Origin of the sequence: Corallococcus caeni (genome assembly GCF_036245865.1) — a bacterium.
GTDB lineage: Bacteria > Myxococcota > Myxococcia > Myxococcales > Myxococcaceae > Corallococcus > Corallococcus caeni.
Genome location: NZ_BTTW01000002.1, coordinates 1,393,078 through 1,420,067, shown reverse-complemented (window position 1 = coordinate 1,420,067; position 26,990 = coordinate 1,393,078). Strand labels below are relative to the sequence as shown.

The window sequence follows — 26,990 nt, the reverse complement described above, 5'->3', positions numbered from 1 at the left end:
GAGTGCGATTCGGGTTCCCATGAAGCTCGGCCAGGCGCGGTCCCTGATCAACGCAGCCCGCGATGCATGAAGGTTGGCGGTCGCGCCGGGTGCTTCCCGAAGCAACCCTTTCAGCGCCACAGCGACAATGGAGCCGGCCCGCCCTTGGAACGCGTCAACCAGCTCGCGCTGACGCGATAGCAGCGGCGGAAAATTGAACGGAGCTTCTGGATGCAACCGGCGATTCACGACTCGAAGAGCGCATGGAAGGTCCTGTCCCTTGGGCTGCTGGCGGCGTGGATGGGCTGTGGCGGGGATCCGCTCCAGGAGCCCCTGGCTTCGCGGCAGGATGCGCTCGTGGACGGCTACAACCTCGTCGTGACGGGTATGAGCCCGACCACGGTGGCCCCGAGCGGTGCCGTCACCTTCAACGCCACCATCAAGAACGCGGGGAACGTCGCGACGCCCACGGGCACCATCCACGGCCTCTCCTTCTGGGTGGACGGCACGCAGGTGTCGTGGTCGGACACGCACACCAGCTCCCTCGCGCCGGGGGCCAGCGTCACGCTCACCGCCAACTCCGGCCCCGCGGGGACGAAGGTATGGACCGCGCCGGCCACGGCGGGAGCCCACACGCTCCTCGCGCATGTGGATGACATCAACCGCCTGCCGGCGGAGACCAACGAGAGCGACAACCAGTACAGCGTCCCGCTGAGCGTGACGCCCGCCGCGACCTGCTCGGACCGGGTGCGCAACGGCACCGAGACGGGCGTCGACTGCGGGCCGGACTGTGGCCCGTGTGAGTGGGCGTTCACCGCGGTGCCGCGCGCCACGCTCCGGAGCTCGGCGAAGCGGGTGTATGCGCACTGGCACTACTACCCGGTGTCAATGGACAACACCAACCCGACGTCCAACGACTACTACGAGCGCAACTACATCGCGGTGAATGGCGAGGGCGGAATCCACGCGGCCTACGGCGGCATGATGCGCGAGCGGCCGCTCCCGAGACTGCCCCGCACGGAGACGGACTGGCGGCTTCGCGACGCGAGGGACGAAATCGAGCTCGCGGCGAGGATTGGCATCGACGGCTTCTATCTGAACCTGTGGACCGACAGCGACGTGAACAACGGCGCGGTGTGGACGCGGGCGAAGACGATTGCCGACGCGGCCTCGCAGGCCGGCAACTTCGACATCATCCCCAACTTCGACATGACGATCCTGAGCACGGGGAGCCAGGCGGGGGACCAGGACCGGATGATTCGCATCCTGGACCAGCTGAAGGGCTACGCGGCGCTCCTGCGGCGGCCGGATGGGAAGTATGTCGTTGGCCTGTTCAACCCTCCCGCGCAGGGCCGGACGGCGGCGTTCTACGCCACCGTGAAGCAGCGCGCGGCGGCGGAGCTGGGCATGAACCTGTACCTGGTGCCCGTCTTCCTGGGCACGGGGAGCACGGCGCTCTTCGAGGAGTACCGGAGCGTGGGGGATGCCTACGCGGGCTGGGGGACGGCCGTCCCGGTGACGACGGCGGGGTACTCCGGGAGCCTGAAGACGAAGGCGGCCGGGTACGGGAAGTCGTGGATGCACCCGATGAGCAGCCAGGACTACCGGCCCAAGGACAAGGCCTTCTGGGAGGCGCGCAACTCGCTGACGCTCCGCTCCATCTGGGAGAACGTGATTGCCGACGGCATGGACGAGGTCCAGATCATCACCTGGAACGACCAGCACGAGCACCACAACATCCGGCCGTCGACGGGGAAGCAGTGGCCCGCGTACGACATGACTGCGTATTACATCCAGTGGTTCAAGACAGGCACGCGGCCGACCATCGAGCGCGACGTGCTGTATTACAACCACCGCATCCACCGTCAGTCCCTCGTGCCCACGACCCAGGCGTCAGCGGACCTCGCGGTGTGCAAGGCAGGCTGCCCGGCGACGAATGACGTGGAGCTGGTGGGCTTCCTCACGTCGGCGGGCCGGCTTGAAATCACGCAGGGCACGACGACCTACGGCGAGGACAAGACGGCGGGCGGCGTGCAGGCCATCCGGACCGCGTTGGCGGTGGGGACGCCGACCTTCCGGCTGAAGCGCTCGGGGGCCACCGTGGTGCAATTCCAGAGCATGCACCCCGTCGTGGGCTCCATCGCGTACCAGGACCTGCTGTACCGCGCCGGAAGCTCGGCCCGCGCGGCGCTCCCGTCCTGCGCGGACTCCTGTGCCAACGGTGAGGCCCGCTGCCGGCTGTGCCCCGGCGAGCCGATGTGGCTGAAGCGCTGACCCGGAGGCTGTCATTGCCTGGCGTCGAGCTCGAACCAGACGCCAGGCCCGAGCCCAAGGTCGCATGATGATGGGCGGGCCCCCGTTCTGGATCCGGCGAACTCAGCGCCAGGCGTGCCGCAGGAGGCGGGCGGAACGGCGTGCGCTCAGCAGGCGGTGGAGGCCGCTCAGGAGGATCGCCGTGCCCGCGAGCAACTGGGCGCCCCGGATGATGCGATTGACGTCCACGGCGGCAACCCAGGTGACCTTGCCCTCGCGGATGACGAAGGCGCCCGCGGGCCTGGCTTTCAGACCGAAGCCACTGCCTGAGCCGCTGCCCTTCACGGCTTCACCCTCCCCTGCGGCCTGCTGGAGCGCCGCCGGCCCCTCGCCGCCGCCTCCGCCGCCTCCGCCGGCCACCAGGGCCGCGGGAATCACGGTGATTCCGTCCTGCTGGATGGCCTCTCCGTAGACGCGCCTCACGGTGATGCTGTCGCGGGCCCGGTCGATGACCTCATTGACGTCCATGCCGTCCTCCCAGATGGGATGTCGATGTCCTCTCAACGAGAGGTGGACACGGTGCGGCATGAGGCCCGGATGGGCAGGCCGGCGGGCCGCAAGGGGACACGGGGAGCAGGCGCTCCAGAACTCCGCCGTTGCCCGGATTCGCAGGGTCCGTCCAGTCCCATGCGATGGGAGACGCTAGCGGAGCCGGATCCGAAGCTTGACGTCCGCGACCATGAGCTCGTCGCCATCGGCGAGTCGCTGGCGGTCGGTGAGGGGACGCTGGTTGTGGAAGGTCCCCATGGCGGAGCCCATGTCCTCCGCGAACCAACCCTCCGGTTCGTGGATCAACAGGGTGTGCCGACGCGAGATCTGCACGGAGTCAGGCCGGTAATGACAGTCGAACTGCCGGCCAATGGTGAAGGAGGTCCCCGTGACGGGAATCTCCTGTCCTGCCGCCGTGACAAGGGTCAGCGCGACGTACTTCGGAGCCTGGGGCATGGTGGGCAGGATATCGAGCCAGACGACGATGCGGTCGAACGAACAGATGGATGCGCGGCGTCATGCTTGACGGAGAAACCTTCGGGTGTCGCCACCCGACGAACTCGTCGGTTGCGTAGGAGGTGTACGTCCCCTCGAGGTCGTGAGTAGAGCCGTGCAGGACGTGAGACATACGACGCGTCAGCCGCTGCTGACGGCGTGGATGTTGGAGCGCGAGTCGACACTGGCGCGTCCGCGGATTTCAGCTGCGTCCGCGACGGGCCGCTGGAGGTGCCACGGCAGCCCTCTCCGTCCTCTCCACTGCCAGCAAATGCCAGACCCCGGGTGTTGCCGCAAGCCCCCCCGTTCGTGGTCCACCGTCGCCCGTTTCGAGGCCAGACGCGGGAGGCAGACAAATGCACGCGGACAGGATGACGCAGCACGCGGTGGTGATTGCCGGAGGGGGCCCGACCGGGCTGATGCTGGCGGCGGAGCTGGCATTGGCGCGGGTGGACGTGGCCATCGTCGAGCGGCGCGCCAGTCAGGAGGTCGCCGGTTCACGCTCGCGCGGCCTGCACGCGCGCAGCCTGGAGGTGCTCGCTCAGCGCGGGGTCGTCGAGCGCTTCACCTCGCAAGGGCAAGCGGTCCAGAACGTCTCGTTCGGGCAGACGCCGCTGGACCTCAGCGACTTCCCGACGCGTCACAACCATGGGCTCGCGCTCTTGCAGGAGCGCTTCGAGCGCATCCTGGCGGAGTGGGTGGGCGAGCTGGCGGTGCCCAGCTACCGTGGATGCGAGGTGACGGGCTTCGCGCAGGACGACACCGGCGTCGACGTGGAGCTGTCCGACGGCCGTGCACTGCGCGCGAAGTACCTCGTCGGGTGCGATGGGGGCCGCAGCCTCGTCCGCAAGGCGGCGGGCATCGAGTTCCCGGGGTGGGACGCGTCGGTCAGCTACCTCATCGCCGAGGTCGAGATGACCGGAGCGCCGACGTTCGGCATCCGCCGGGACGAGAAGGGCACCTACGCCATGGGCCCGATGGAGGACGGCCGCGTGGGCGTCGTGCTCAGGGAGGAGCGCGTCGTCACGGGCGACGCGCCGACCCTCGAGACCCTGCGCGAGGGGCTCATCGCGCTCTACGGGACGGACCATGGCCTGCGCGGCGCCACGTACCTCTCGCGGTTCACCGACATGACGCGGCAGGCGGCGTCCTACCGCGACCGGCGGGTGCTCCTGGCCGGCGACGCGGCCCACGTGCACTCGCCGATGGGCGGACAGGGGCTCAACCTCGGCGTGCAGGATGCCGTGAACCTGGGGTGGAAGCTGGCCCAGGTCGTGCGCGGCGTCTCGCCGGAGAGCCTGCTCGACACGTACCAGGCCGAGCGGCACCCCGTCGCGGCCCGTGCGCTGCGCAAGACCATGGCGCAGACCGCGCTGAGCCGCGGTGACGCGCGAATGGACGCCGTGCGCGAGACGCTGACGGAGTTGCTGCGGATGGACGGGCCCCGCAAGCAGTACGCGGCGATGATGTCGGGGCTGGACATCCACTACGACCTCGGCAACGGACACCCGCTGCTCGGGCGCCGCATGCCGGACCTCGACCTGGTCACCGCCGACGGCCCGCGGCGCGTGTTCCACCTGTTGCACGACGCGCGACCGGTGCTGCTCGACCTGGGCGAGCCCGGCATCCTTGATGTCACCCCCTGGGCGGACCGGGTTCGGAGGGTCGCTGCTCGCTACACGGGGGAGTGGGAGCTCCCGGCCCTCGGAGGGGTCACCGCGCCCGCCGCGGTGCTGGTCCGACCGGACGGACACGTCGCGTGGGTTGGAGAGGGCACGGACCAGGGGCTGCGTGAGGCCCTGGCCCGCTGGTTCGGGCCGCCTGCCGCGGCGTAACGCAGGCGCTCGGCGATGGCGGAGCAGACCATGGGCCTGCTCCACCATGAGGGTTCCTACAGCGCGGGCACCGGCCAGTCCCGGGGGTAGACGAGGTAGGCGGTGCCCCCGGAGCGCGAGAGCCACAACGGCTCCAGCTCCGAACGGTAGTAGGTGCGCCGCACGGCGGTGTCACTGGCGGCCGCCGGGTCGTTCACCACGGGGTTGCCCACCGCGTCGAAGCCCGCGAGCACGATGAGGTGGCCCGCGGTGGAGGGGATGGGCGCGCCGGTCAGTTCACCCTTGCCCCATGCGACGCTGAGGATGACGGGCACTCCCGCGGAGAGCCACGGCTCCAATTGCGCGAAGCTCGTGAAGCGCGCCACGTGCGCCTGGAGGCCCTGGCCCGCCGCGTACGCGGTGTTGAAGGGCCAGTTGCCGTGACCGCCGTAATACCAGTCATGCACCCCCGCGACGGCCGCGCGCACATTCGCCTCGCAGCCCCGCGTGTCCGCCGTCCAGTACTGGAGCACCATCGCCGTGGACGTGGGGCTGCACCAGACCTCGCCGCCGTCCGGGTAGACCATCTGCGAGCACCGCGGCACCGCGAGCACCTGGTTCCAGCGGGCCGGGTTGCCCGCGGGCACGGTGGGCCGCGTCTCCGGCGAGGTGGAGGTGGTGAGCGCGCTGGCGTGCAGCACGGGCGTGGCCACGCCGTTCGCGCTGAACAGCCGCGTCCTCACCTGCCACGCGGTCGCGGCGCTCTTCTTCGCGGTGACGATGAGCGTGTCGATGGAGACCCTCGCCACGGTGTCTGCCTGCGAGTCCGCCGAGTGGCGCTGCACCGTGGAGGCGTCCGAAGCCCAGACACCCAGGCTGAACCACTTCGTCCAGGCGCCGCCCACCTGCACGCGCACGAGCGTCTCCACCCAGGTGCCCGTGGGCGTGGTGGCCTCCCAGGAGGCGATGGCTTCACGGAAGCCGAACGCGCTGGAGACGATGGGGCTCGTGGCCTCGCCCTGGAAGAAGGAGCCGCCGTTGTAATAGGTGCCGCCGTAGTAGCCGCCCGGCCCGTAGGGGTCGGTGCCGGACCAGGACTGCCCCGGAAGCAGCTGGAGCGAGCCATCCGCCGCGCGACCCACGCCGCTGAGCTGCCAGGTGAGGAAGTCACCCCGGCTCGCCGCCCAGCGGGTGGAGGCGCTCTGGCCCGCCGTGGCCACTGAAGGGGCGAGCGCGAGGGTGATGATCAGCGCGAGTACGGCCGTCCTGGACTGCGTCATGGAGGCTCCCGGGGATGCGAGGGCGGACCACGACAGCAGCTCCCGAGGAGGATGCCCCCCTGCGGACCTGGACGAATGGATGACATTGAACATCTCCGCCTGGGGGAAAAGAAGGCCGCCCTGTTGCTTGCCCTCCTGGCGGGAGCGGCCACGGCCCGATGTCTGGCTCATCTGTTGCTCATGCCTTCCTCTCGTGGTCCCAGAGGGAGCGTCAGCGTGAGACGAATGACAGTCGCAGGGATGTTGTGGGGAATAGGTGTGGCGCTCGCGACCCTGAGCGGGTGCGGCGCGCCACTGACAGTGGAGGAAGGTTCACCTGAACCCGGGGCGGAGACCGTCAGCAAGGAGCGCGCGGCGCTCACGACGCGAACGGTCGTCCTGACGCCCACGGAGGACGCCCATGTGGAGGCCGCGTCCCCGAACACGAGCTTCGGCGCTTCCTCCACCTTGAAGGTCTCACGGACCCCCGAGGCGCTGACGTACCTGCGCTTCTCCGGGGCCGAGCTCCCCGTTCCCGGGACGGTGACGTCCGCGAGGCTGCGCCTGTTCGCGATGAACAACGCGGCCCAGGGTGTCGCCGTGCACAACTCGCCGGGCGTGCACATCTGGGACGAAAGCGTGACGTGGAACACCCGGCCGGACTGGAGCGACGCCTGGCTCACCTCGAGCGAGGGGCCCGTGAGGAGCGGGACCTGGGTGGAGCTCGACGTATCGGGCATGTACATCCCCAGCCGCTACTACAGCGTCGACCTCCTCCTCTCGGCGAAGGGCACGGACAGCCTCACGTTCGGCTCAAGCGAGTCCTTCGAGTACAAGCCGCAGCTCGTCCTCACCGTGGAGTCCGCCACGGACAACCCGCCGCCCCCTCCCGCGCCGCTCACGCTCTCCGGCGCGCCGGTCTCCTTCAGCGCGAGCGGGGACACGTTCGTCGACGCGGAGCGCCCGGACACGGCCCAGGGCGGCGCCACGACGTTCAAGGTGGACAGCGCCCCCATGCAGGAGGCCTATCTGCGCTTCCCGGTGCAGGGGCTGACGGAGGCCGTGCAGCGCGCGGTGCTGCGCCTGTACGTGAGCTCGGGGTCGGATGACGGCCCGACCGTGTACGCGCTGACGGGGCTGCCGTGGAGCGAGGCCAGCGTCACATGGAACTCGCGGCCGGCCCGCACGGGCAGCCCGGTGGAGGACGCGCAGGGGCTCGCGACGGGGAGCTGGGTGGACTACGACGTGACGGACCTGGTGCGTGGCAACGGGGACGTGACGTTCGGGCTGTACCCGACCTCCAGCGACGGCGTGACGTTCTACTCGCGGGAGAGCGCGGATGCGTCGCTGCGTCCCCGGCTGCTCGTCTGGACGGGCGCGGCGAAGGCGGCCCCGACGGACGCGTGCCTGACCCGCACGGAGTACGTCGAGGTCCCCGTCAGCGCGCTGCATGACACCTACGCCGCGGCGGATGCGCCGGACTCGAAGTTCCAGCACCACGCCTCGCTGCGGGTGGACGCGGATCCCCGCGCGGAGGCCTTCCTCCGCTTCGATGTCCAGCTGCGGCCGGAGCGCATCCAGCGGGTGGCGCTACGCCTGTATGCCATTGACGGCACGGGCAACGGGCCCCGGCTCTACCGGGCGTCGACGTTCGACGGGGCGACGACGGACTGGAACCACCGCCCGGCGCCACTGGGCGAGCCGCTGGTGGACCTGGGGGCCGTCGCGCGGGATGCTTGGGTGGAGCTGGACGTGACGAACACCGTGACGGCCTCCGGGACGTACGCGTTCGCGCTGCTGCCGGACAGCACCAACAGCGTGGGCTTCGTCTCCACGGACGCGGAAGAGCGCCAGATCATCGGGGGCGCGCCCCGGCTGGTCATCACGTATGAGAGCGACCCGTTCTGCTCGTACCGGGGCACGAAGCCGTCGGGGACCACGGCCTGGGTGCGTCAGGACGGAGGCGCGCGGGCGGAGGCCCCCCAGCACGTGGCGCCCGCGCCGGATGGCGGGTTCGCGGTCGTCACCCGGCTCTACGGCACGGGGACCCCGCCCGCCACGTCGGGCCACACCGTCACCCTGCACCGGGCGGATGGCACCGTCGCGTGGACGCGCTCCTTCCCGCAGGCGGGGGTGCGGTTGGAGAAGGTGGTGGTGACCACGGTGGGCAACGTGCTGGTCGCCGGCAGCTACGACGGGGCACCGGACCTGGGCAAGGGGCCGCTGCCCCAGGGCTCCGGCATGGTGGTGATGAAGCTCAAGCCTGACGGCACGGTGGACTGGACGCGCGGCTTCCGGGCCTGGTTCGGTGACCCGAGCGACCCGGAGCACTACTACGACAACCCGATGGACGTGCTCGACCTGGCCACGGACGCGCACGGCAGCGCGGTGGTCGTCGGCACGTTCTGGGGCTACACGGACTTCGGCAACGGGCCGGTGTACTCGGGCAAGGCGTTTCCGTACGACGACGAATACCCGAACTCCTACGTGCTGAAGCTCCAGTGGGACGGCGCGCCCCTCTGGTCGCGCGTGCTGGCCGGGACGTCCCTGGTGGGCACGCGGGCGAACAGCGTCGCAGTGGACGCCAGCGAGGGCGTCATCGTGGGCGGACAGGCGGGCAACAACACCGACTTCGGTGGCGGCACCGTCGCGGAGCGCGGAGGCTTCGTCGCCCGGTACGGCGTCGGGGGCGACTTCGGCTGGGCGCGGGTGATGAGCGCGCGCTACGGCGAGGTGACCTCCGTGGGCGTGCTGCCCGACCAACGCATCGCCTTCACCGGGAACTTCAACGGGTACCTGTCGTTCGCAGGCCAGCAGTACGTCAGCCGCGAGCCGGAGGAATACGAAGGTGCCCGGGATGCGCTCGTGGGCGTGCTCACCGGGGCGGGTGGGGACGTGTCCCTCCGTCAGTTCGCGCACTCCGGGTTCACGGACATGGTGGTGGACGGGGCCGGGAACATCGTGACGACCCAGGACGGCGCGGGGAACCTCGTCGGGCTGGGCGACGTCGGTTGGCAGCAGGATGAGCTGCCCCGGCCCACGCTGGCGGCCTTCGGTCCCGGGCTGGAGTCCCGGTGGGTCCGCGTGCTGGGGCTCACGTCCGGGCATGAGTTCCACCTCGCGGCCTCCCCGGACGGCGTCGTGGTGGCGGGCACCCTGAGGGAGGCGCTCGAGATGGACGGCACCTGGTACACGCCGCAGTCCCGGCGCTCCGACGTGCTGCTGTTCAAGCTGCGCAAGTAGGCCCCCGCGCCTCGGGGCTCCCGCATCCGAGCGGGGGCCCCGGGGACGTGCCGTGCCGTGCCCGGGTGCGCCCCACTCACCCAGCGCGACCTTCGAGCAGCGACCGCCAGTGCGGCTGTGGAACATGCGGGCCACGAAGTCCCAGGACCCGCAGAGGAGGTGCTCTCCGTCGGGGTGCCAGGCCAGCGCCCGGAGGGTGTTCGACGGGCGCTTCCGCACGATGCCGAGCGACTCCGGGCGCGCGGTGGCCATGCCCAGGTGGAAGAGGGCGCGGACGTCGAGCGTGAGGCTGTCGAGCAGGTGCACGGCGCCGTTGCTTCCGCCCACGGCGACGAGGCCCCGTGCGGGCGCGTGCGCGAGCGCGTGGAGCGGTCCGGTCTCCAGGCATCGGCTCCACATCGCTTCAGTCTGGTTCGCCACGGCGCGCTTCTCGTAGCGCGTCGTGCTTGTCGAAGAAGGCGCGCACGCAGGGGCTCCCGGGTGGACTCGAGGCCACCTGGGAACTCTCCACGGTGTGAGAGGGGGCTAGGCGCTGGCTGCCAATGCATCGGCGCCCTGGGGAATCGACGACGTCTCGACGACCAGGTTCGAGTTCACGGCCAGGGTGCCACCCATCTGCAGGGTGATGAACTCCGTCCGCCTCCACCAGCCGTTCGCGGGGTCGTACGTGCTTCCCTTGAGGTCGGCGTCGTACCAACGCTCGGCCGTGGTTCTGTAGGTCGTGTTCGGGGGGAGCAGCCCCATCTGCACCCAGAGCGTCGCCTGGGCGATGCTGTAGGGAGGCACGTTGAACACCTGCGAGATCGAGAGCGCCGTGGTTTGCGTCTTGGTCAGCGTCGAGCTGTCAGTGCGCGAGTAGCTGAAGCTGAGCTTGAGCGTCCATTCCTGGGTCACCTCACCCACTCCGATACCCGCCTTGGCCGAGAGCGAATAACCCAGCTCCATGCCCGCGGTGTACTGGTTGGTGACCGTCACCGACGTCGTCTGCTCGGTCGTATTGGTGAGCGTGATGGTTTGTGTTTGCACCTCGGGGCTGTTGTTCGTCGCGGTCGTCTGCGTCGACAGGGTCTTCCCGCCACTGTTCGGGACCGTGACGATGACCGGGGCGATGACCTCCTGCTTCGGGATGAGGTTGTTCCAGGAGAAGCTGGAGAGGGCGTCGTTGAAGCCCGCCTCCTTGAAATTACTCAGCTGCGAGAAGCTGCCCCAGGCCTTGATGTTCTCGTAGCTCACCCCCGAACCGTCAGCATTGGCGAACAACGAGACCGTCTGTGCGTCATACAGCGACGGCCAGCGAGCGGAGCTCGCGCTGTCGTGGATGTACCAGCCCGACAGCGAGTGGATCTGTCTCGCGTTCCACTCCGAGAGGAACAGGACCGTGCGGTTCCCCTTGAAGTCGGCATCCTGGTAGAGCTCGACGCCTCCGAGGTTCAGGTCGGGCGTGTGCCAGAACCACGCCGAAATGCAGTCATTCATGTTGACCAGCGAGAGGGCCACGGCCTCGGTCTTGCCCGTTCCCACGAGGTCGACCACCCTGCCGCAGCCCTTGAGGTTGTAGACGTTGCCGTCGGCCGGCGCGACGAAGTTGTCCATCATCGTCACCACGGTCCCCACCGGGAGGTTGAACGCAATCCAGGTCGCCTTGTCCTGGATGCTCGTCCCGGAGATGGAGTGGCGCTTGTCCTTCGTGTAGTCATTGACGTTGAGCAGGTAGGACGAACTCGACCAGCTCGCGTCCTGGAAGAGCCTGACGGTGTTGGACGGCTGGTTGGGAGGCGTGGGCCCCGGAGCGGGAAGCTTCGAAATCTCTGGCATCTGGATATTCCTCTCATGCGCCTGTGGCAGTGAAAGGAAAAACACACTCTCCGTATGCCCATCCATTGCCCGACGGTACGGTTGTTCCTGGCGGCGTGACGTCATGGGTAATCAATGGCAGGGATTTCAACTGGAGGTGTTCGCGTGCGACTGGTGTGGGCAGGCTTGAAGGGGCTGGCGTATCTGACGGCTGCCGGAGCTGTGACGCAACCGGCGACCGGGCACGGGCGATAATGGACCGGCCCTGGAGAGAGCAATCTCCAGGGCCGGTGCTGTTTTGTGCGCCCCCTCCAAGGACACCCCACCCCATGCATGCCCATCTCCCGGCGCGGATCCTCCGCTCCCTCACCGGAGCACTCACGCTCCTCCTGCTCACCCGCTGTGTCGCGCCTTCCGACGCCCCCGAGCCCACCACCGTGAGACAGGCGCTCGCGTGCAGCGGCGGAGGCAACATCGACCAGCACGCCGCGCAGTGCGACGGCACGGGGAAGCTGCTGTCCTGGGCGCCGCCCACGGCCCCGGGCAGCTCCGCCGCGTATGACTACGTGCTGGAGCTGAACCAGAACTACCTGCTCGCGCTCCCCAACCTGTCCAACCTCACGAACCCGTCGGTGGCCAGGCCCGCCTATTACGCGCACTCGTATCTGTGCAGCGGCACGGCGCCCGGGTGCTCTCCGGCCGGTGAGCCGGTGGGCTGGCCGCACAACCCCGCCGGCCTGAACGCGATGCTCATCGAGTCCGGCCTCGCGTACTCGCCCTACAAGAATGACCCGCGACTGCGGAACGTCGCGCTGGCGCTGCTGGACTGGCACCTGGCGCACGGCATGACGGCCGTGGGGGACCACTGGTCGAACGTGCCCTACGCGAGCGGCGCCAGCGGCACGCTGACGTACGCCGGCACGCAGGCAGGCTCCTCGGTGGGCGTGGGCGACGGCGTGGGCTACCTCCAGCCGGAGAAGGTGGGCGCGCTCGCGTGGGCCGCCGTCCAGGCCTTCAAGTTCAATGGCAACACGGCCTACCGCGACATGGCCATCCACGCGGCCAACCAGCTCACCAGCCACCTGCGCACCCCGACCGCCAGTGTTTCGCCTTGGCCGTACCGCGTGCGGGCCTCCGACAACGCCGTGCGCACCGGCGCGAACATCGTGGACAACTATGCGTCCAACGTCGTGGAGCCCCTCAAGCTGTTCCAGGAGCTCATCCAGCTGGGCCAGGCGGGGACGCTGAACGGCGCGCCCGGCTACAGCGGCACGCAGCTGGCCCAATGGCAGAGCACCCAGGCCACCGTCCTCGCGTGGCTGCTGGGCAGCAATGGCCCCATCGCGACGCAGAACTGGACCCAGTACTTCGAGGACGTGGGCTCGGACGCCACCAACAACCTGAACCAGCTGGTCCCCGGGGAGACGGCCAAGTTCCTGATGGACAACCCCGGCCTGGACCCCAACTGGCAGGCGCACGTGCAGAACATCATCGCCTTCATCGAGACGAACTTCGGGGACACGCTGGAGTTCGGCGCGCGTCCCATCAAGGAGCAGTTCGCCTTCCACTACAAGATGGGCAGCCACACCGCGCGCTACGCCGCCGTGAACGCGCGCTACGCGGAGCTCACCGGGGACGCGGCGGCGAAGGACAAGGCCTTCCGCGCGTTCAACTGGGCCACGTACATGGTGCGCGACAGCGGGCTCACCATCGACGGGCCGTATCCCAACAACGTCTGGTTCACGGACGGCTGGGGTGACTTCATCCGCCACTTCGTCATCGGCATGGGCGCGCAGCCGGACTGGGCGCCCGCCGGACAGAACCACCTGCTGCGCTCCACCTCCGTCGTGAAGAGCGTCACCTACGGCCCCGGCAACGAGGTCCGCTACACCACCTACGACGCCAGCGCGACGGAGGTGCTGCGCCTCGCCTTCGTCCCCTCGGCGGTGACGGCGGGCGGCACCGCCCTGTCGCAGCGCACGGACCTGGCCGCGGACGGGTGGACCTTCGACACCGGCAACAACGCGCTCCGCATCCGCCACTCGACCAGCGGGGTCATCGTCATCTCCGGGGCGCCTCCCACCGCCCCCGCCGTAACAATCACCGCGCCCTTGGCCGGTCAGAACTTCACCGCGCCCGCGACGCTCAGCCTGGGCGCCACGGCCACGCCCACCTCGGGCCGCACGATTGCCAGCGTCACGTTCCGCGCGGGCGCCACCGTGCTCTGCACCGTGAACGCCCCCGTCTCCAACCCGGTCACCTGCACGGCCACGAGCAGCCTGGGCAATGGCAGCCACACCGTGAGCGCGGAGGCGGTGGACAGCCTGGGCGAGAGCGGCTCCGCGTCGGTGGCCATCACGGTCGCCGGCCCGCCCACGGTCAGCATCCTGAGCCCCGTCTCCGGCGCCACGCTGCCCACGGGGAGCACGACCCTCAATGCTTCGGCCAGCGCGGGCGCGGGGAGGACCCTCACGCGCGTGGAGTTCTTCCAGGGCACCACGTCGCTCTGCTTCACGACGACCGGCACGGGCTGCACGTGGAACGCGACGGCCGGCACGTACTCCAATGTCTTCGCCCGCGCGACGGACAATGGCAGCCCTGCGCTCGTCACCAACTCCGCTCCGGTGAGCTTCACGGTGAGCGCCTCCGCGGGCGGCGTGCGGCTGGTGGGCGTCGACACCGTGGGGACGCAGAACGACTTCGACAATGGCGGCTCGGTGAACGCCTTCCAGTACACCGCCGTCGCGACCGGGACGCTGGGGACGCTCAAGGTCTTCGCGGCGCCGGGCAATGCCAATGCAGCGCTGTCCATTGGCGTCTACAGTGATGCCTCGGGCGCTCCGGGCACCCTGCTCTCCTCCTGCACCACCCCGGTGGTGGATCCGCTGCCGCTGGTGACGGGGCAGTGGTACGGCTGCACCGCCGCACCGCAGGTGACGCTCACGTCGGGCACCGTCTATTGGCTGGCGCTGCTGGGCGCGAACGGGGGCGGCGTGTTCCGCTACATGGACCTGCCCACCGGCTCCATGCGCTACTCGCCGACGGGCCTCTCCGCGCTGCCGGGCCCCACGTTCGGCACCTCCACCGTGTACACGGGCGCATCCAGCGCTTCCATGTATGGCCTCTCCGCGGGCAGCTCCACCGCGCCGACGGTGTCCATCACCCAGCCGGCCGCCAACGCCAACTTCACCGCGCCCGCCAACCTGAACCTCCAGGCCACCGCCACGGCGGGCCCGGGCCGCACGCTCACGAAGGTGGAGTTCTTCGACAACGGCACCACGCTGCTCTGCACGGTGAACGCGCCCACCACGACGTCCGTGAGCTGCGGCGTCAGCTCGCTCCAGGACGGCGCGCACAGCGTGACGGCGAAGGCCACCGACGACACGCTCCAGGCCACCACCTCCGCGGCGGTGCCCCTCACGCTGTCCAACCCGCCCACGGTGAGCCTCACCTCCCCCGCCGCCAATGCCACGTACACCGCGCCGGCCTCCGTGCCGCTGGCAGCGACCGCCAGCGCGGGCTTCAGCCGGAGCATCGCGCGGGTGGACTTCTATGCGGACGGCACGTCGCTCATCTGCTCCAGCACCACCAGCCCCTACGGCTGCACCTGGAGCAATCCCTCACAGGGCAGCCACACGGTGCGTGCCGTGGCCGTGGACAATGGCAACCCCGTCGCCAGCACCAGTTCCGCCACGGTGTCCATCAACGTGAGCAGCGCCACCACCGCGCCCGCGGCGCCCACGGGCCTGACGGCGACGGCGGTGTCGTCGGGGCAGATCAACCTGGCGTGGACCGATGCCTCGACCAACGAGAGCGGCTTCCTGGTGGAGCGGGCGCCGGACGTCTCCGGGGCCCCGGGCACCTTCGCCCAGGTCGGGACGCCGGGCGCCAACGTGACGACGTTCAGTGACACGGGCCGGGCCGCGAGCACCCGCTATTGGTACCGGGTCCGCGCGACCAACGCCGCGGGAAGCTCGGCCTATACGGCCAACGCCAGCGCGACGACCTCCGCCGCGCCCACCGCCCTCGTCGGCAACAGCACCGTGCTGACGACGTCCGACTTCGAGAACGCCGGCGTCGCGGCGGCGTTCAGCTACGCGGCGGGCGCCACCGGCAACGTCACGCGGCTGAGCCTCTACGTGGATGCACAGACGACGGCCACCACGCTCCAGCTCGGCCTGTATGCGAATGGGAGCGGGACGCCCGGCGCGCAGCTGCGCACCTGCACCGTCACGCCCGTGACACCCGGCGCGTGGAACAGCTGCACCATCACGTCACAGGCGGTGACGTCGGGCACGACGTACTGGCTGGCGGTCCTCGCTCCCACCGGCGACATCTACTGGCGCCACACCAGCGGCACCGGCTCCTACAAGGTGCAGCCGGGCCTGACGACGCTGCCCTCCACCTGGTCCGGCACCGGCGGCTACCCGGGCAGCAACATGTCCGCCTACGCCGGCAACTGAGCCAGCGCTCAGCGGATTGAATCCAGCAGCTCGCGGAGGGCATCGCGGGCCGGCCCGGTCGAATCGCGGCCCCCCGGCTCCAACATGCCCTTCGCGCGGAACAGGGTGGAGGGCTCCACCTCCCGGCCACGTCGAGCGGCCAGCCTGAGCAGCGCTGGTCAGCACCTCGGGCGCGCAGGGCCCCGGACGGAGCGGATTGGGACTACCTTGACTCTCAGTGGCACTTCACAGGGGGTTCCCATGGCGACCGAGGACACAGCACCGAAGCCCCCGCGGTCCCAAACGGACGAAGGCCTCCGCGTGGAGCGGAAGAAGTCGGACCAGGAATACGCCGAGCGGCAGCAGGCGATTGAAGAGGGCTCGGACGCCGCGATCGACAAGGCTCGGGGGCAGGCGGACGAGGCCCTCCAGACGGCCCGCGACACCGCGGACACGAGACGCAACGCGGCGCCCGTGGCGCGGGAGACCCTCACCCGGGAGCGGGCCAAGGAGGACACGGTCCTCCAGGGAGAGCGGGACGCAGCGGACGCGGAGCTGCAGGACGAACGCGACGAGCGGCTGCTGGCCCTGGCGGCGCTCCTCCACCTGGAGCGGGCGGAGACCGACCTGCGGCTGTCGGGCGAGCGGGCGTACGCGGACGAGGCGCTCGCCACGCGGGACCAGTTCATGGGCATGGTCAGCCACGACCTGCGCACGCTGCTCGGGGGCATCGCGTTGCAGGCGGCCCTGATCAAGCGAGGCGCTGGCGAGGACGAGGCGGGCCAGCGGGCGAACCAGGCCGCGGAGAAGATCCAGCGCTTCACCGCGCGGATGAACCGGCTGATTGGCGACCTGGTGGATGTGGCCAGCATCGAGGCGGGGAGGATCCGCGTCGCCCCCGCGCCGCAGGACGCAACCGCGCTGGTGAGGGACTCCGTCGAGGCATTCCAGCCGCTGGCCTCCGCCCAGGGCCTCAGGTTCGACGTGGAGCTGCGCGGGAACACGCTGATGGCGAAGTTCGACCATGATCGGGTCCTCCAGGTGCTCGCGAACCTCCTGTCCAACGCCATCAAGTTCACGCCCGCGGGTGGCCGGATCCTGCTGCGGGTGGAGCCGGTGGACGCCGACGTCCGCTTCTCCGTGACGGACACCGGCCCCGGCATCCCGAGCCACCAGCTGGAGGTGGTGTTCAACCGGTTCTGGCAGGCCCGCGGCGAGGACCGGCGAGGGCTGGGGCTCGGGCTCTATATCGCCCGGGGCATCGTGGAGGCGCACGGGGGCCGCATCTGGGCGGAGAGCGGGCCCGGCCAGGGCAGCACCTTCCTGTTCACGCTGCCGGGAGCGCCGGCCTCCGCGACGTAGGGAGTGCGTCTGGCGGCTCACGGCCGGGACGTGATGCCCAGGGGACGTGACGCGCGAGCAGCTGGGAAACCTCCCCCAGGCCTTCAGCCACCTGGGCCTCATCAGCGCCACCGCGCGCATCGACCGCGCGCTCAGGCTCCGGGACGAAGGGCAGTCGGAGCCCCCTCACCTCCTGGAGCCCGAGCCGCCATCCGTGGAGCGGCGTGAGCCTGGCGCGCAGCTCCGAGGTGAAGCCTGCTTCCTGCGCGTGCGGGCTTCGCAGTTGCTCGTCCGTGAGGTGGACCTTGCTCGCCACCTCGTCCACGGGTGTGGACCTTGTGTTCGCGTTGCGGTGTCTACACGGCGCGAGTCGCCACGGCCATCTTGTCCCCGTCGAAGGCATCACGCCTTCCGCTTCGGACAGGAGACTCACCATGGCACTGCCCATCCTCTTCTACGGTGTCCCCTCTGGCTGCTCGTTTGGCTCCATCGTCGCGCTGGAGTGGCTGGGCCGGCCCTACCATGCGCGCGGTGTGGGCACCGGGCTGTCGTTCGCCCAGGGCACCGGGGACTTCGACCGGCTGAACCAGATGCTCGCGTACCTGAACACGACCTTCTTCAGTGCCTTCTCGCCGCTCTGGTACGGCATTGCCCGCTGGACCCGGTACCACGAGGTGCTGGACCGCCACGACTACCCGAAGGTCCAAGGCCTCTTCGAGCGGCTGGAGGCGGACGCCGGGGTGCGCTTCGCCCATGCCATCGAGAAGGGCGAGGCGCCCCAGGGCAGCGGCGCGTTCCAGGGATACGTCCGCCTCGCGGAGGCCCTGCACCGTCGGCCCCCTGCACCCTGAGCAACCGTCGTTCCGCTGGAGTGTCGCGCACCCGTGGGTGCCCGGCATTCATCACTGCAGTCCGACTCCAACACCGCGATACTGCGAAGGTGAGGATGGACGAGAAGATGGACCTGCTGCCCGGGTACACCCTGGACACGATCGTGCGGCAGGGGGAGCGCGCCGTCGTCTACCGGGGCGCGTCCGCCGACGGCCGCCGGGTGCTCGTCACGCTGCTGCGCTCCCAGCAGCCCTCTCCCAGGGAGCTCGCGGAGCTCCGCCACGCGTTCGACTTCGGGCGTGAGCCCGACTCGCCGGCCGTGGTACGCGCGCTGTCCCTGGAAACCTCCGGCGGTCGCTTCGCCCTGGTGCTCGAGGACGGTGGAGGCCGATTCCTCGACGAACTGCTCGGGACTCCCATGGAGTTCGGCCGCGCGCTCGACCTGGCGGTCGGCATCGCCGGAGCCCTCACCGACCTCCACGCCCACGGTGTCATCCACAAGGACGTCTGCCCGGAGAACCTGGTCGTCAATCCCGAGACGGGCCACGTCCAGCTGACCGACTTCGCCCTCGCCGCACGCGGTCCGTACCTGTCGCCCGAGCAGACAGGCCGCATGGACCGTCCCGTCGACGCACGCACGGACCTCTACTCGGCGGGCGTCGTTCTGTACCAGGTGCTCACCGGCCAGCTGCCCTTCCAGGCCGAGGACCCGCTCGGATGGATCCACAGCCACCTCGCCCGCACGCCCCGGCCGCTCGTGGAGCTTCAGCCCCACCTCCCGGCCGTGGTGTCGGACCTGGTGATGCGCCTGCTGGCGAAGGCGCCCGAGGACCGCTACCCGACAGCGCAAGCACTGCTCGTGGACCTGCTGAACTGCCGCCAGCAATGGACCTCGAACCGGCGGATCGAGCCGTTCGCCCTCGGCGCCAGCGACGCGCTCGGACAGCTGCGAACACCGCGGCTGCTCCCGCTTCGGGAGGCCGAGCTGGAGCAGCTGCGCGCCGCCTTCGAGCGGGTGGTGGCCGCGAAGCTCCCGGAGTTGGTCCTGGTGCTGGGAGAGGGTGGCGTTGGCAAGTCCTCCCTGGTGACCCAGCTCCGGTCCACGGTCCTCGACAAGGGCGGCCTCTTCCTGACGGGCAAGTTCGACCAGCAGCAGGAGGCTCCCTACGCTGCGTTTGCCCGCGCGTTCCAACCCCTCTTCCGGCAGCTCGCCGCGGAGGACGCATCCCAGAAGGCCCGGTGGCAGGAGCGACTGGATGAGGCGCTCGGCGCGAGCGGGCAGCTGATCGCCGACCTCATCCCCGAATTGCTCCAGGTGACCGGGCGGCTTCCGGAGGTCGCGCCGCTGGCTCCCGCCGAGGCCCAGAGCCGCTTCCTCCAGGTGTTCCGACAGCTGCTGGAAGCACTCACCAAGGAGCACCCGGTGACGCTCTTCCTCGACGACCTCCAGTGGGCCGACGAGGCCAGCCTGCGGCTGCTCCAGCACCTCGCGTCCCACCCCGCTCCCCACCCCCTCCTCATCCTCGGGGCCTCCCGCGACCGCGACAGGGTGCCGTCCGATCCGCTGGCGCTCGCCCTGGACGTGCTCCAGAAGGGCCAGACCCGGGTGACGGAGCTCACCTTGGCCCCCCTTTCGCGCGAGGACTGCGCGCAGCTCATCGGAGACACGCTCGGCGCGGAGCCACGGACCCTCGCTCCGCTGGCGGCGTTGGTCTGTGAGAAGACCCACGGCAACCCCTTCTTCACCCTCCAGCTGCTCTCCGCGCTTCAGCGCGAAGGCCTGCTCACCTTCGACCGGGGGCGGAGCACCTGGCGGTGGAGCGCCCACCGCATCCGCGCGCTGGAGCTGGGCGAAGGCGTCATCGAGCTGATGCTCGGCAAGCTGCGACGCCTTCCCGCCCTCACGCAGGAAGCGCTCAAGCTCGCGGCCTGCCTAGGTGCGACCGTCGAGCTCCCACTGCTCAGCGTGGCGGGTGGCTTCGCGGAGGACGCCCTGCGCATCGCGCTGGACGCGGCGGCGCGCGAGGGGTTGCTCCTGCACCTCGAAGGCACCTATCGCTTCTCACACGACCGCGTGCAACAGGCCGCCTACGCGCTCCTCGAACCCGAGGTGCGCGCCGCCACGCACCTGCGCATCGGCCGCCAGTTGCTCGCGCACACCCCACCGCAACTGCTGCCCGAGCGCGTGTTCACCCTGGTGGCCCAGCTCGACCAGGGCATCGAGCTGATCGAAACGCGGGAGGAGCGCATCGCGATCGCCCGGCTCAACCTGCTCGCCGCCAGGCGGGCCAGGGCCGCCTCCGCGCATGGTGCGGCGATCCGCTACCTCCAGGCGGGCCAGGCGCTGCTCGCTCCCGATCCATGGGCCGTTGATCATGAGCTCGCCCAGGGCCTTCAGCTGGAAGAGGCCGAGAGCGAGCTGTCCGCCGGCAGGCTGGACACGGCGGAGCGCCTCCTGGCCGTCCTGCTGGACCATGCGCGGACTCCCACCGAGCGCGCCAGCGCCTACCGGGCGCGGATCGAGCTGCACACCACCCGGGGCGCCCTGGGCTCCGCCATCGACAGCGCCAGTGCCTGCCTCCATCAGTACGGCATCGCGCTGAGCCCCCAGCCCACGCTGGAGCAGGTAGAGGAAGCGGACCGGACCGTGGAGCAGCTCCTCGGAGAGCACGCCATCGAAGCGCTGCTCAGCCTGGCGCCCATGCGGGATCCAGACATGGAGGCCGCCATGAACGTGCTGGCCTCCTTCCTGCCGACGGCCTACTTCCGCAACCCACAGCTGCACCATCTGGTGGCGTGCCAGATGGTGATCCTCACGCTCCGTCATGGCCTGACCTCCGCGTCCACGGTGGGGCTCACCGCCTATGGCTTCGAGCTGGTCATCACCCACAAGCAGTACGCCAGGGCGGCCAGCATCGCCCGCGTGGCGCTCGCGTTGGTGGAGCGGCACGGCTTCCTCGCGGATGAGGCGAAGGTGTGCCTGGTCGCGGGCGTCGCCATCTTCCCCTGGGTCGAGCCGCCGCGCTCCCTCTACACCTACCTGGAGCGGGCCCTGCGCGCGGGAAGGCGGGCGGGAGACGTGGTCTTCGTCTGCCTCGGGCTCACCCACCGCTGCATGCTGGCGCTGGCCGCGGGCGAACGGCTCGAAGAGGTCGACCGCGCGGCGCGGGCCGCCGCCGACTTCAACCGCGGCATCGGGAACGAGCCGCTGCTCGTCTGTGTCGAGGTCGTCCAGCGCCTCACCCAGGCGCTGCGCGGCCGCCCTCCGGCGCTCCCCCTCGAGAGGCTCGAGGAGGCGGCCTTCGCCGAGCGGGTGAGCCGCCAGCCGCCGTTCGCCAGCTTCTGGTACCGCGTCCGCCGCCTCGAACTCCACCTCGTCCTGGGCAACCGCGCCGCCGCGCTCGCCGAAGCGCGACAGCTCTCCGGACTCATCGTCGCCCAGCGGGGCCAGTACGGTGAGGCCCATGCCGTCTTCATGGTCGCCCTGACGCTGGCGGCCCATGGGGAGGAGGCAGCGGCGGAGGAGCAGGCGCAGTGGAAGGACGAGCTCGAAGGCCATCACGCCTTCCTCAGGAACCTGGCAGCCTTCTGTCCCGCCAACTTTCTCGCCTTCAATGCGTTGGTGACGGCGGAGGTCGCGCGGCGGCATGGACGGACCGAGGAGGCCGCGGAGCATTACGAGCAGGCGCTCCGGGCCGCGCGCGAGAGCGGCCTCCTCCAATATGCGGCGCTGGCGGGAGAGCTGGCCGCGCGCTTCTACCGTTCCCGCGGCCTGCGCACCGTCGCCGACGCCTACCTTGAAGAGGCCTGGCGCGCGTACCAGGAGTGGGGGGCCGAGGCGAAGCTGCGCCAGCTGGAGCAGCTGTACCCGCGCATGAAGGAGCGGCTGTCGCGTGTGCTCCCGCACCGCCTGGATGCGGAGCCCGCCCAGCTCGACGCGCGCGCGATGGTGCACGCGTCACAGGTCCTCTCCCAGGAGATCGTCCTGCCGCGGCTCTTGGAGAAGCTCTTGCGGAGCGCGCTCGAGCAGGCAGGTGCGGAGCGGGGATACCTGATGACGCTCGAAGGGGGACATCCCCTCGTGCGGGTGGCAGCGCAGCTGACGGAGTCCGGGATCCAGGTCTCCGTCCTCGGCGAGCCCGTCGCGCCCGGTGCCGAGCTTCCGGGCTCGCTCCTGACGCACGTGCAGCGGCTGCGGCAGCCGGTCCTGCTCGACGATGCATCCCAGCCGAGCCCCTTCTCCTCGGATCCGTACTTCGCCTCGCTGCGCGTGCACTCGGTGCTGTGCATTCCGCTCGTCCGGCAGACGGACCTCGCCGGCATGCTCTACCTGGAGAACAACCAGCTCGCGGGGGCGTTCACGTCCGAGCGGATCCTCACCCTGGAGGTGCTGGCCGCGCAGGCCGCCATCTCCCTGGAGAACGCTCGCCTCTACCAGGCAGCCCAGGAGACAGTCCGCGTGCGCGACGACTTCCTGGCGATCGCCTCCCACGAGCTCAAGACCCCCATCACCGCCATGAAGCTCCAGGTGCAGTCGATCCGGAAGGTGATGGGCACGCGGGCGCCTGAAGCGCCCACCGACGGCCGGCTCGTGACCCTGCTCGGGACCTTCGAGCGTCAGGTCAGCCGCCTCGCCTATCTGGCCGACGAGATGCTCGAGGTGTCCCGGCTCAAGGCGGGAGCGCTGGCGTTGGCGCTGGACGCGTGCGACCTGTCCACCCTGGTGCGGGAGCAGGTGGACGCCCTGGCTGAGCGGCTGAAAGCCTCGGACTGTTCGGTGGAGCTCGGCTTCGAGGAGACGGTGGTGGGGCAATGGGACCGCGCCCGCCTGGGGCGGCTCATCACCAGCCTGCTCCTCAATGCCATGAAGTTCGGCGCGGGCCACCCCATCACGGTGCGTGCGCGCGTGACGGGCGACTTCGCGCGGCTCGAGGTGCGGGATCGCGGAAGCGGGGTGGACCGCGCGGATCAGGCGCGCATCTTCGAGCGGTTCGAGCAGGCCGTGCCCGCGTACAACTACGGCGGGCTGGGCCTGGGGCTCTATCTGGCGCGTGAGACGGTCCGCGCCCACGGTGGCACCATCACCGTGGAGAGCGCGCTCGGCGCCGGTGCCACGTTCGTGGTGGATCTGCCCCTCGGGCGGCAGGGCCCCGCCGCCCGAGGTGAAGCTTCATCCGGGTCGTGAGGAGGGAAGGGAGCGGGCTCCCTCCCTTCCCAGGACTTCAGCGGCTACGGGCTGAACATGCCGGTGAGCACGCTGGCGCGGGCTCGCGGCAGCGCGCGCTTGTACGGGCTCGTCGCCAGGTCCGAGCCGGGCTGGTACCAGCTCTGGATCTCAGCGAAGTACGTCTGGCCCGCCTGCAGCACGCCCGGGGGCAGGTACACGCTCTGGAGGTCCGTGTGCAGCGCCGCCACGCGCGTCACGGTGGTGGCACCGTTGCTCGTGCCCAGCCGGTAGATGTTCACCACGTAGTTCGTGGCCGTGCCCACCAGCGGCTTCGACCAGCGCAGCGAGGCGTCCGTCCCCACGCCCGTGAGGTCCTGGAACGCGCCGCGCGTGTTCACCAGGGGCGCCTGCACCGGCCCGACGAGGGGCTGCACGGGCGCGGCGGTGAACGCGCTCGCCTCCTGGTCCACGCGGATGTCCACGCTCATGGTGTAGGGCGTCGCGCTTCCCAGCGCGTAGCTCTTCGTGAAGCCGGCGGCGACGAGCGCCACCTTCTGCCACGTCGCAGGGAGCGGGTTGTTGTAGGTCATGCTCCCCGTGACGATGTCGGTCCGCAGCGAGTCAGGATTGAGCTTCACGAGCAGTGGCTGCCCGCTGATGGACGCGAACGCCGAGCTCAGCGCGGCCGGCCGGGCGGACATCCAGATCTCGTTGTACGTGCTGACCGCGCCCGGGTTCACCTGGGTGCGAAGGGCTTCGAAGGCCGAGCGCCTCCAGTCCACCGCGAAGGTGCCTGTCGCGACGGGCTGGGTGAAGGTCCCGCTGACGGTGACGGGCTGGCCCTCCACCTGCGTCATGCTCGTGACGAGCACCTTGTGCATCGCGCGGTAGGGCACTCCATTCGCGCTCGTCTGCAACCGCATCTGCGCCAGCGAGAACAGATCCCCGCGGCTGCTGTCGAGCAGCACCGGGTTGAGCATGTCGGCGTAATTGAAGCTCAGCCCGGAGAGCGACGTGGCGCCCGCCAGGGGGAACCCCGTGACGCCGCGGTTGACGTAGCCGAACGCGCCCGCGTTCAACGAATACACCTCCAGGTAGTCGTCCGACTGCCAGGGAGACAGGCCGGTGGCGGACACCGTCACGGGCGTGGGCTGTGAGACGAAGGTGCCATCGCGGCCCCACTCCGTGGAGCCCAGGTCGAACGCACGGCTGGTGCTCACCAGGTAGCGCGAACCCAGCTTCAGGTAGATGCGGCCGGAAGGGACGTTCGGCACGGAGATGGTGCCGTCCGCGGAGCCCGTGCCCGGATAGGCCGTGAACGCCCCGGTCGTCGAATCCCGCGTGTAGGCCACCACCGACGTGGCGGACTGGTCGTAGGGCTTCGTCTCGTTGCCCGACATGGCGACGAAGACCACCGGGCTGGTGCCGGTGACCTGGGTGATAACGCCCTGGGTGACCTGGGAGGTCGTGTCCCCCGCCACGGCGGAGTCCACCGCCCCGGCCTCATCGAGCCCACCGCAGCCGACCCCTGCCATACCCACCAGAAGCCCGAGGGAAATCAGTGACTTTTGCATTGCGAGTGCGGCCCTTTCGGCGACGCCCGGAATGGCGTCGCGTAAGGAGATTCATACCGGGTCGGTCTGACATTTCCGGGAGCGCTTCGATTCCAATTTTCTCTCTGAATGTGAATACAAACGCGCTTGTCGGCGGGTGCGCCCGGCAGCAGCGGACGCCGTGGCTACTTTGAGGGCGGGAGGTCGCGCTCCTGCCCCGCGACACGCCTGCCCATGGACCTCTACAGCGCCGCCAAGCGGATGGCCCGCCCCTTCCGGTTCACCAACCCGGCGTCCTACCGGGAGGTCTCCCTCGCGGGCCGCGGGGTGATTGGCGATGGAAGCTCCTGCGCGCTCGTCCGGCCGGACGGCGTCATCGACTGGCTCTGCTTCCCCCGCTTCGACAGCCCGAGCGTCTTCGCGGGAATCCTCGATGAGCAGAAGGGGGGCATCACCGGCATCACCCCCGTCGTGTGGCCCTTCGAGAGCCTGCAGCGCTACGACCCGGACACCAACGTCCTGGAGACGCTGTTCCGCTTCGAGCGCAAGGGGGCCATCCGCATCATCGACTACATGCCGTGGACCAACGACCCGCGCTCCACCGTCCACGAGGTGCACCGGCGCATCGAGTGCCTGGAAGGTCCGGTGGAGCTGAACGTCGTCTTCGACCCGCGCTTCGGCTACGGGGCATCGCGGACGCGGGTGGAGCTGGAGGAGCACGGCCTGGTCGCCCGCGGGTCGGGAGGGGAGCGGCTGGTCGCCGTGCTCAGCGGGGAGGCGGAGTGGCGGCCCTGCGAGCCATTGCGCGGCCAGCCCTGCCGGGGAGACACGGGCCTCCAGACGCGCATCCGCATGGGGCCGGGCGAGCGGCGCTGGATGATATTGGCGTGGGACGCCGACCGGCCGGAGCCGCTTGCCGCGTACCGCCCCTTCGACCACCTGCGGGACACGCGGCAGGCCTGGCGTGAGTGGGCGCAACAGCTCCACTACGAAGGGCCGTGGCGGCACCACGTGCTGCGCTCCGCGCTGGCGCTGAAGCTGCTGATGTACGGCCCCACGGGCGCGATGGTGGCTGCGGCCACCACGTCGCTCCCCGAGTGGATTGGAGGGCCTCGCAACTGGGACTACCGCTTCAGCTGGGTCCGCGACTCCGCGATGGCGGTGCGCGCCACCAACCTGCTCGGCTTCCAGGGCGAGTCGCGCGAGTTCTTCTACTTCATGCGCGACACGTTGCAGCGCGGTGACGGGCTCGAGGTGATGTACACGCTGGACGGCGCCCCCGTGCCGCCGGAGCGGGAGCTGGAGCACCTGGCCGGCTTCCAGGGCTCGCGGCCGGTGCGGCTGGGGAACGGCGCGAGGGACCAGTTCCAGTTCGACACCGCGGGCGCGCTGCTCGACGCGGCGTACCTCTACGAGCGCTCCGGCGGGCGGCTGCCGCTGCGCACCTGGAGGCTGCTCCGGTCGGTCATCCACACCACCGCCCGCCGCTGGAGCGAACCCGACCACGGCATCTGGGAGCCGCGCCGGGAGATGCGGCACAACGTCCACTCGAAGCTCATGGGGTGGCTGGCCGTGCGCCGGGGGCAGCACCTGGCGCGGCTCTTCGGGGAGACGGCGCTGGAGCACTCCAGCGCCGCCCTGGCGGACGTCATCCGGGCGGACATCCTGCGCAACGGCGTGGATCCGGCGCGCAAGCACTTCGTCGGAGTCTACGGAGGCAACGAGCCGGACGCCGCGCTGCTGCAGCTGCCCATCGTGGGCTGCTTCCGGGGGACGGATCCGTTCATCCTGAGGACGATCGACTGGCTGCGCGCGGAGCTGGGCGCGGGCCCGTTCCTGCGCCGGTACCGGATGGATGACGGGGTGGCGGGGCCGGAGGGAGGCTTCATCCTCTGCGGCTTCTGGCTGGCGGAGGCGCTGGCGCTGGCCAATCGCATCCAGGAGGCCGAGGACGTCTTCGTCGCGCACGCCGAGGCGTCGAACCACCTGGGACTGCTGGCGGAGGAGATCCACCCGCTGACGCGCGAGCAGTTGGGAAACTTCCCCCAGGCCTTCAGCCACCTGGGCCTCATCAGCGCCGCCGCGCGCATCGACCGCGCGCTCAGGCTCCGGGACGAAGGGCAGTCGGAGCCCCCTCACCTCCTGGAGCCCGAGCCGCCAGCCATCGAGTGACCTCCCCGTCAGCGGCCCTCATCGACCCCTCGAACCTGGCGCTCGCTCCCCAACTCGCTGATGGGTGCGGCGCGCGTCAGCCCCAGGGGGTATGAGGA

General features: G+C 70.1%; 13 protein-coding genes. 8 read left to right on the top strand and 5 right to left on the bottom strand.

Translation table 11 applies throughout. From position 1 onward, the window contains the following. Positions 1–210: 210 nt before the first annotated feature. Positions 211–2,253 carry an endo-1,3-alpha-glucanase family glycosylhydrolase gene (locus tag AABA78_RS13840; RefSeq protein WP_338263478.1) on the top strand — a complete coding sequence of 681 codons (2,043 nt, stop codon included), beginning with the start codon at positions 211–213 and terminating at the stop codon, positions 2,251–2,253. A 102-nt stretch (positions 2,254–2,355) separates the two neighbouring features. On the opposite strand, the gene AABA78_RS13835 is transcribed toward AABA78_RS13840, so the two are convergent. Then, positions 2,356–2,760 carry a spore germination protein GerW family protein gene (locus AABA78_RS13835; protein ID WP_338263477.1) on the bottom strand — a complete coding sequence of 135 codons (405 nt, stop codon included), beginning with the start codon at positions 2,758–2,760 and terminating at the stop codon, positions 2,356–2,358. Between the two features lie 174 nt (positions 2,761–2,934). Then, on the bottom strand, positions 2,935–3,237 hold the full coding sequence (locus AABA78_RS13830; protein WP_338263476.1) for an FHA domain-containing protein: 303 nt from the start codon (positions 3,235–3,237) through the stop codon (positions 2,935–2,937). A gap of 395 nt (positions 3,238–3,632) precedes the next feature. On the opposite strand from AABA78_RS13830, the gene AABA78_RS13825 reads away from it, so the two are divergent. Next, positions 3,633–5,111 (top strand): FAD-dependent monooxygenase, encoded by a 1,479-nt coding sequence (locus AABA78_RS13825; RefSeq protein WP_338263475.1) that lies wholly within the window; start codon positions 3,633–3,635, stop codon positions 5,109–5,111. A 56-nt stretch (positions 5,112–5,167) separates the two neighbouring features. Here AABA78_RS13825 and AABA78_RS13820 read toward each other — a convergent pair whose 3' ends face one another. Then, the gene (locus AABA78_RS13820) at positions 5,168–6,370 is read right to left on the bottom strand and encodes a C39 family peptidase (RefSeq protein WP_338263474.1); all 1,203 of its coding nucleotides are present in this window, start codon (positions 6,368–6,370) and stop codon (positions 5,168–5,170) included. Positions 6,371–6,628: 258 nt separating this feature from the next. Between AABA78_RS13820 and AABA78_RS13815 the strand changes: the two genes are divergently transcribed. After that, positions 6,629–9,592 carry a CBM96 family carbohydrate-binding protein gene (locus AABA78_RS13815; RefSeq protein ID WP_338263473.1) on the top strand — a complete coding sequence of 988 codons (2,964 nt, stop codon included), beginning with the start codon at positions 6,629–6,631 and terminating at the stop codon, positions 9,590–9,592. A gap of 525 nt (positions 9,593–10,117) precedes the next feature. Here the strand turns inward: AABA78_RS13815 and AABA78_RS13810 are convergent. Further along, positions 10,118–11,407, bottom strand: a complete 1,290-nt coding sequence (locus AABA78_RS13810) for an ETX/MTX2 family pore-forming toxin (RefSeq protein WP_338263471.1) — start codon at positions 11,405–11,407, stop codon at positions 10,118–10,120. Between the two features lie 308 nt (positions 11,408–11,715). On the opposite strand from AABA78_RS13810, the gene AABA78_RS13805 reads away from it, so the two are divergent. From AABA78_RS13805 to AABA78_RS13790, 4 genes are all read left to right on the top strand, one after another. Continuing rightward, positions 11,716–15,849, top strand: coding sequence for an Ig-like domain-containing protein (locus AABA78_RS13805; protein WP_338263469.1), 4,134 nt, complete (start codon positions 11,716–11,718; stop codon positions 15,847–15,849). Between the two features lie 300 nt (positions 15,850–16,149). After that, the gene (locus AABA78_RS13800) at positions 16,150–17,190 is read left to right on the top strand and encodes a sensor histidine kinase (RefSeq protein ID WP_338263468.1); all 1,041 of its coding nucleotides are present in this window, start codon (positions 16,150–16,152) and stop codon (positions 17,188–17,190) included. Positions 17,191–17,603: 413 nt separating this feature from the next. Continuing rightward, positions 17,604–18,020, top strand: coding sequence for a glutathione S-transferase family protein (locus AABA78_RS13795; RefSeq protein WP_338263466.1), 417 nt, complete (start codon positions 17,604–17,606; stop codon positions 18,018–18,020). A gap of 95 nt (positions 18,021–18,115) precedes the next feature. After that, positions 18,116–23,185, top strand: a complete 5,070-nt coding sequence (locus AABA78_RS13790) for a GAF domain-containing sensor histidine kinase (RefSeq protein ID WP_338263465.1) — start codon at positions 18,116–18,118, stop codon at positions 23,183–23,185. 44 nt (positions 23,186–23,229) lie between these two features. Here the strand turns inward: AABA78_RS13790 and AABA78_RS13785 are convergent, their stop codons facing one another. Continuing rightward, positions 23,230–24,741, bottom strand: coding sequence for an ABC transporter substrate-binding protein (locus tag AABA78_RS13785; RefSeq protein ID WP_338263464.1), 1,512 nt, complete (start codon positions 24,739–24,741; stop codon positions 23,230–23,232). A gap of 213 nt (positions 24,742–24,954) precedes the next feature. Here AABA78_RS13785 and AABA78_RS13780 point away from each other — a divergent pair, with 213 nt between their 5' ends. Continuing rightward, positions 24,955–26,892, top strand: coding sequence for a glycoside hydrolase family 15 protein (locus AABA78_RS13780; protein ID WP_338263463.1), 1,938 nt, complete (start codon positions 24,955–24,957; stop codon positions 26,890–26,892). The last annotated feature ends 98 nt before the right edge of the window (positions 26,893–26,990 follow it).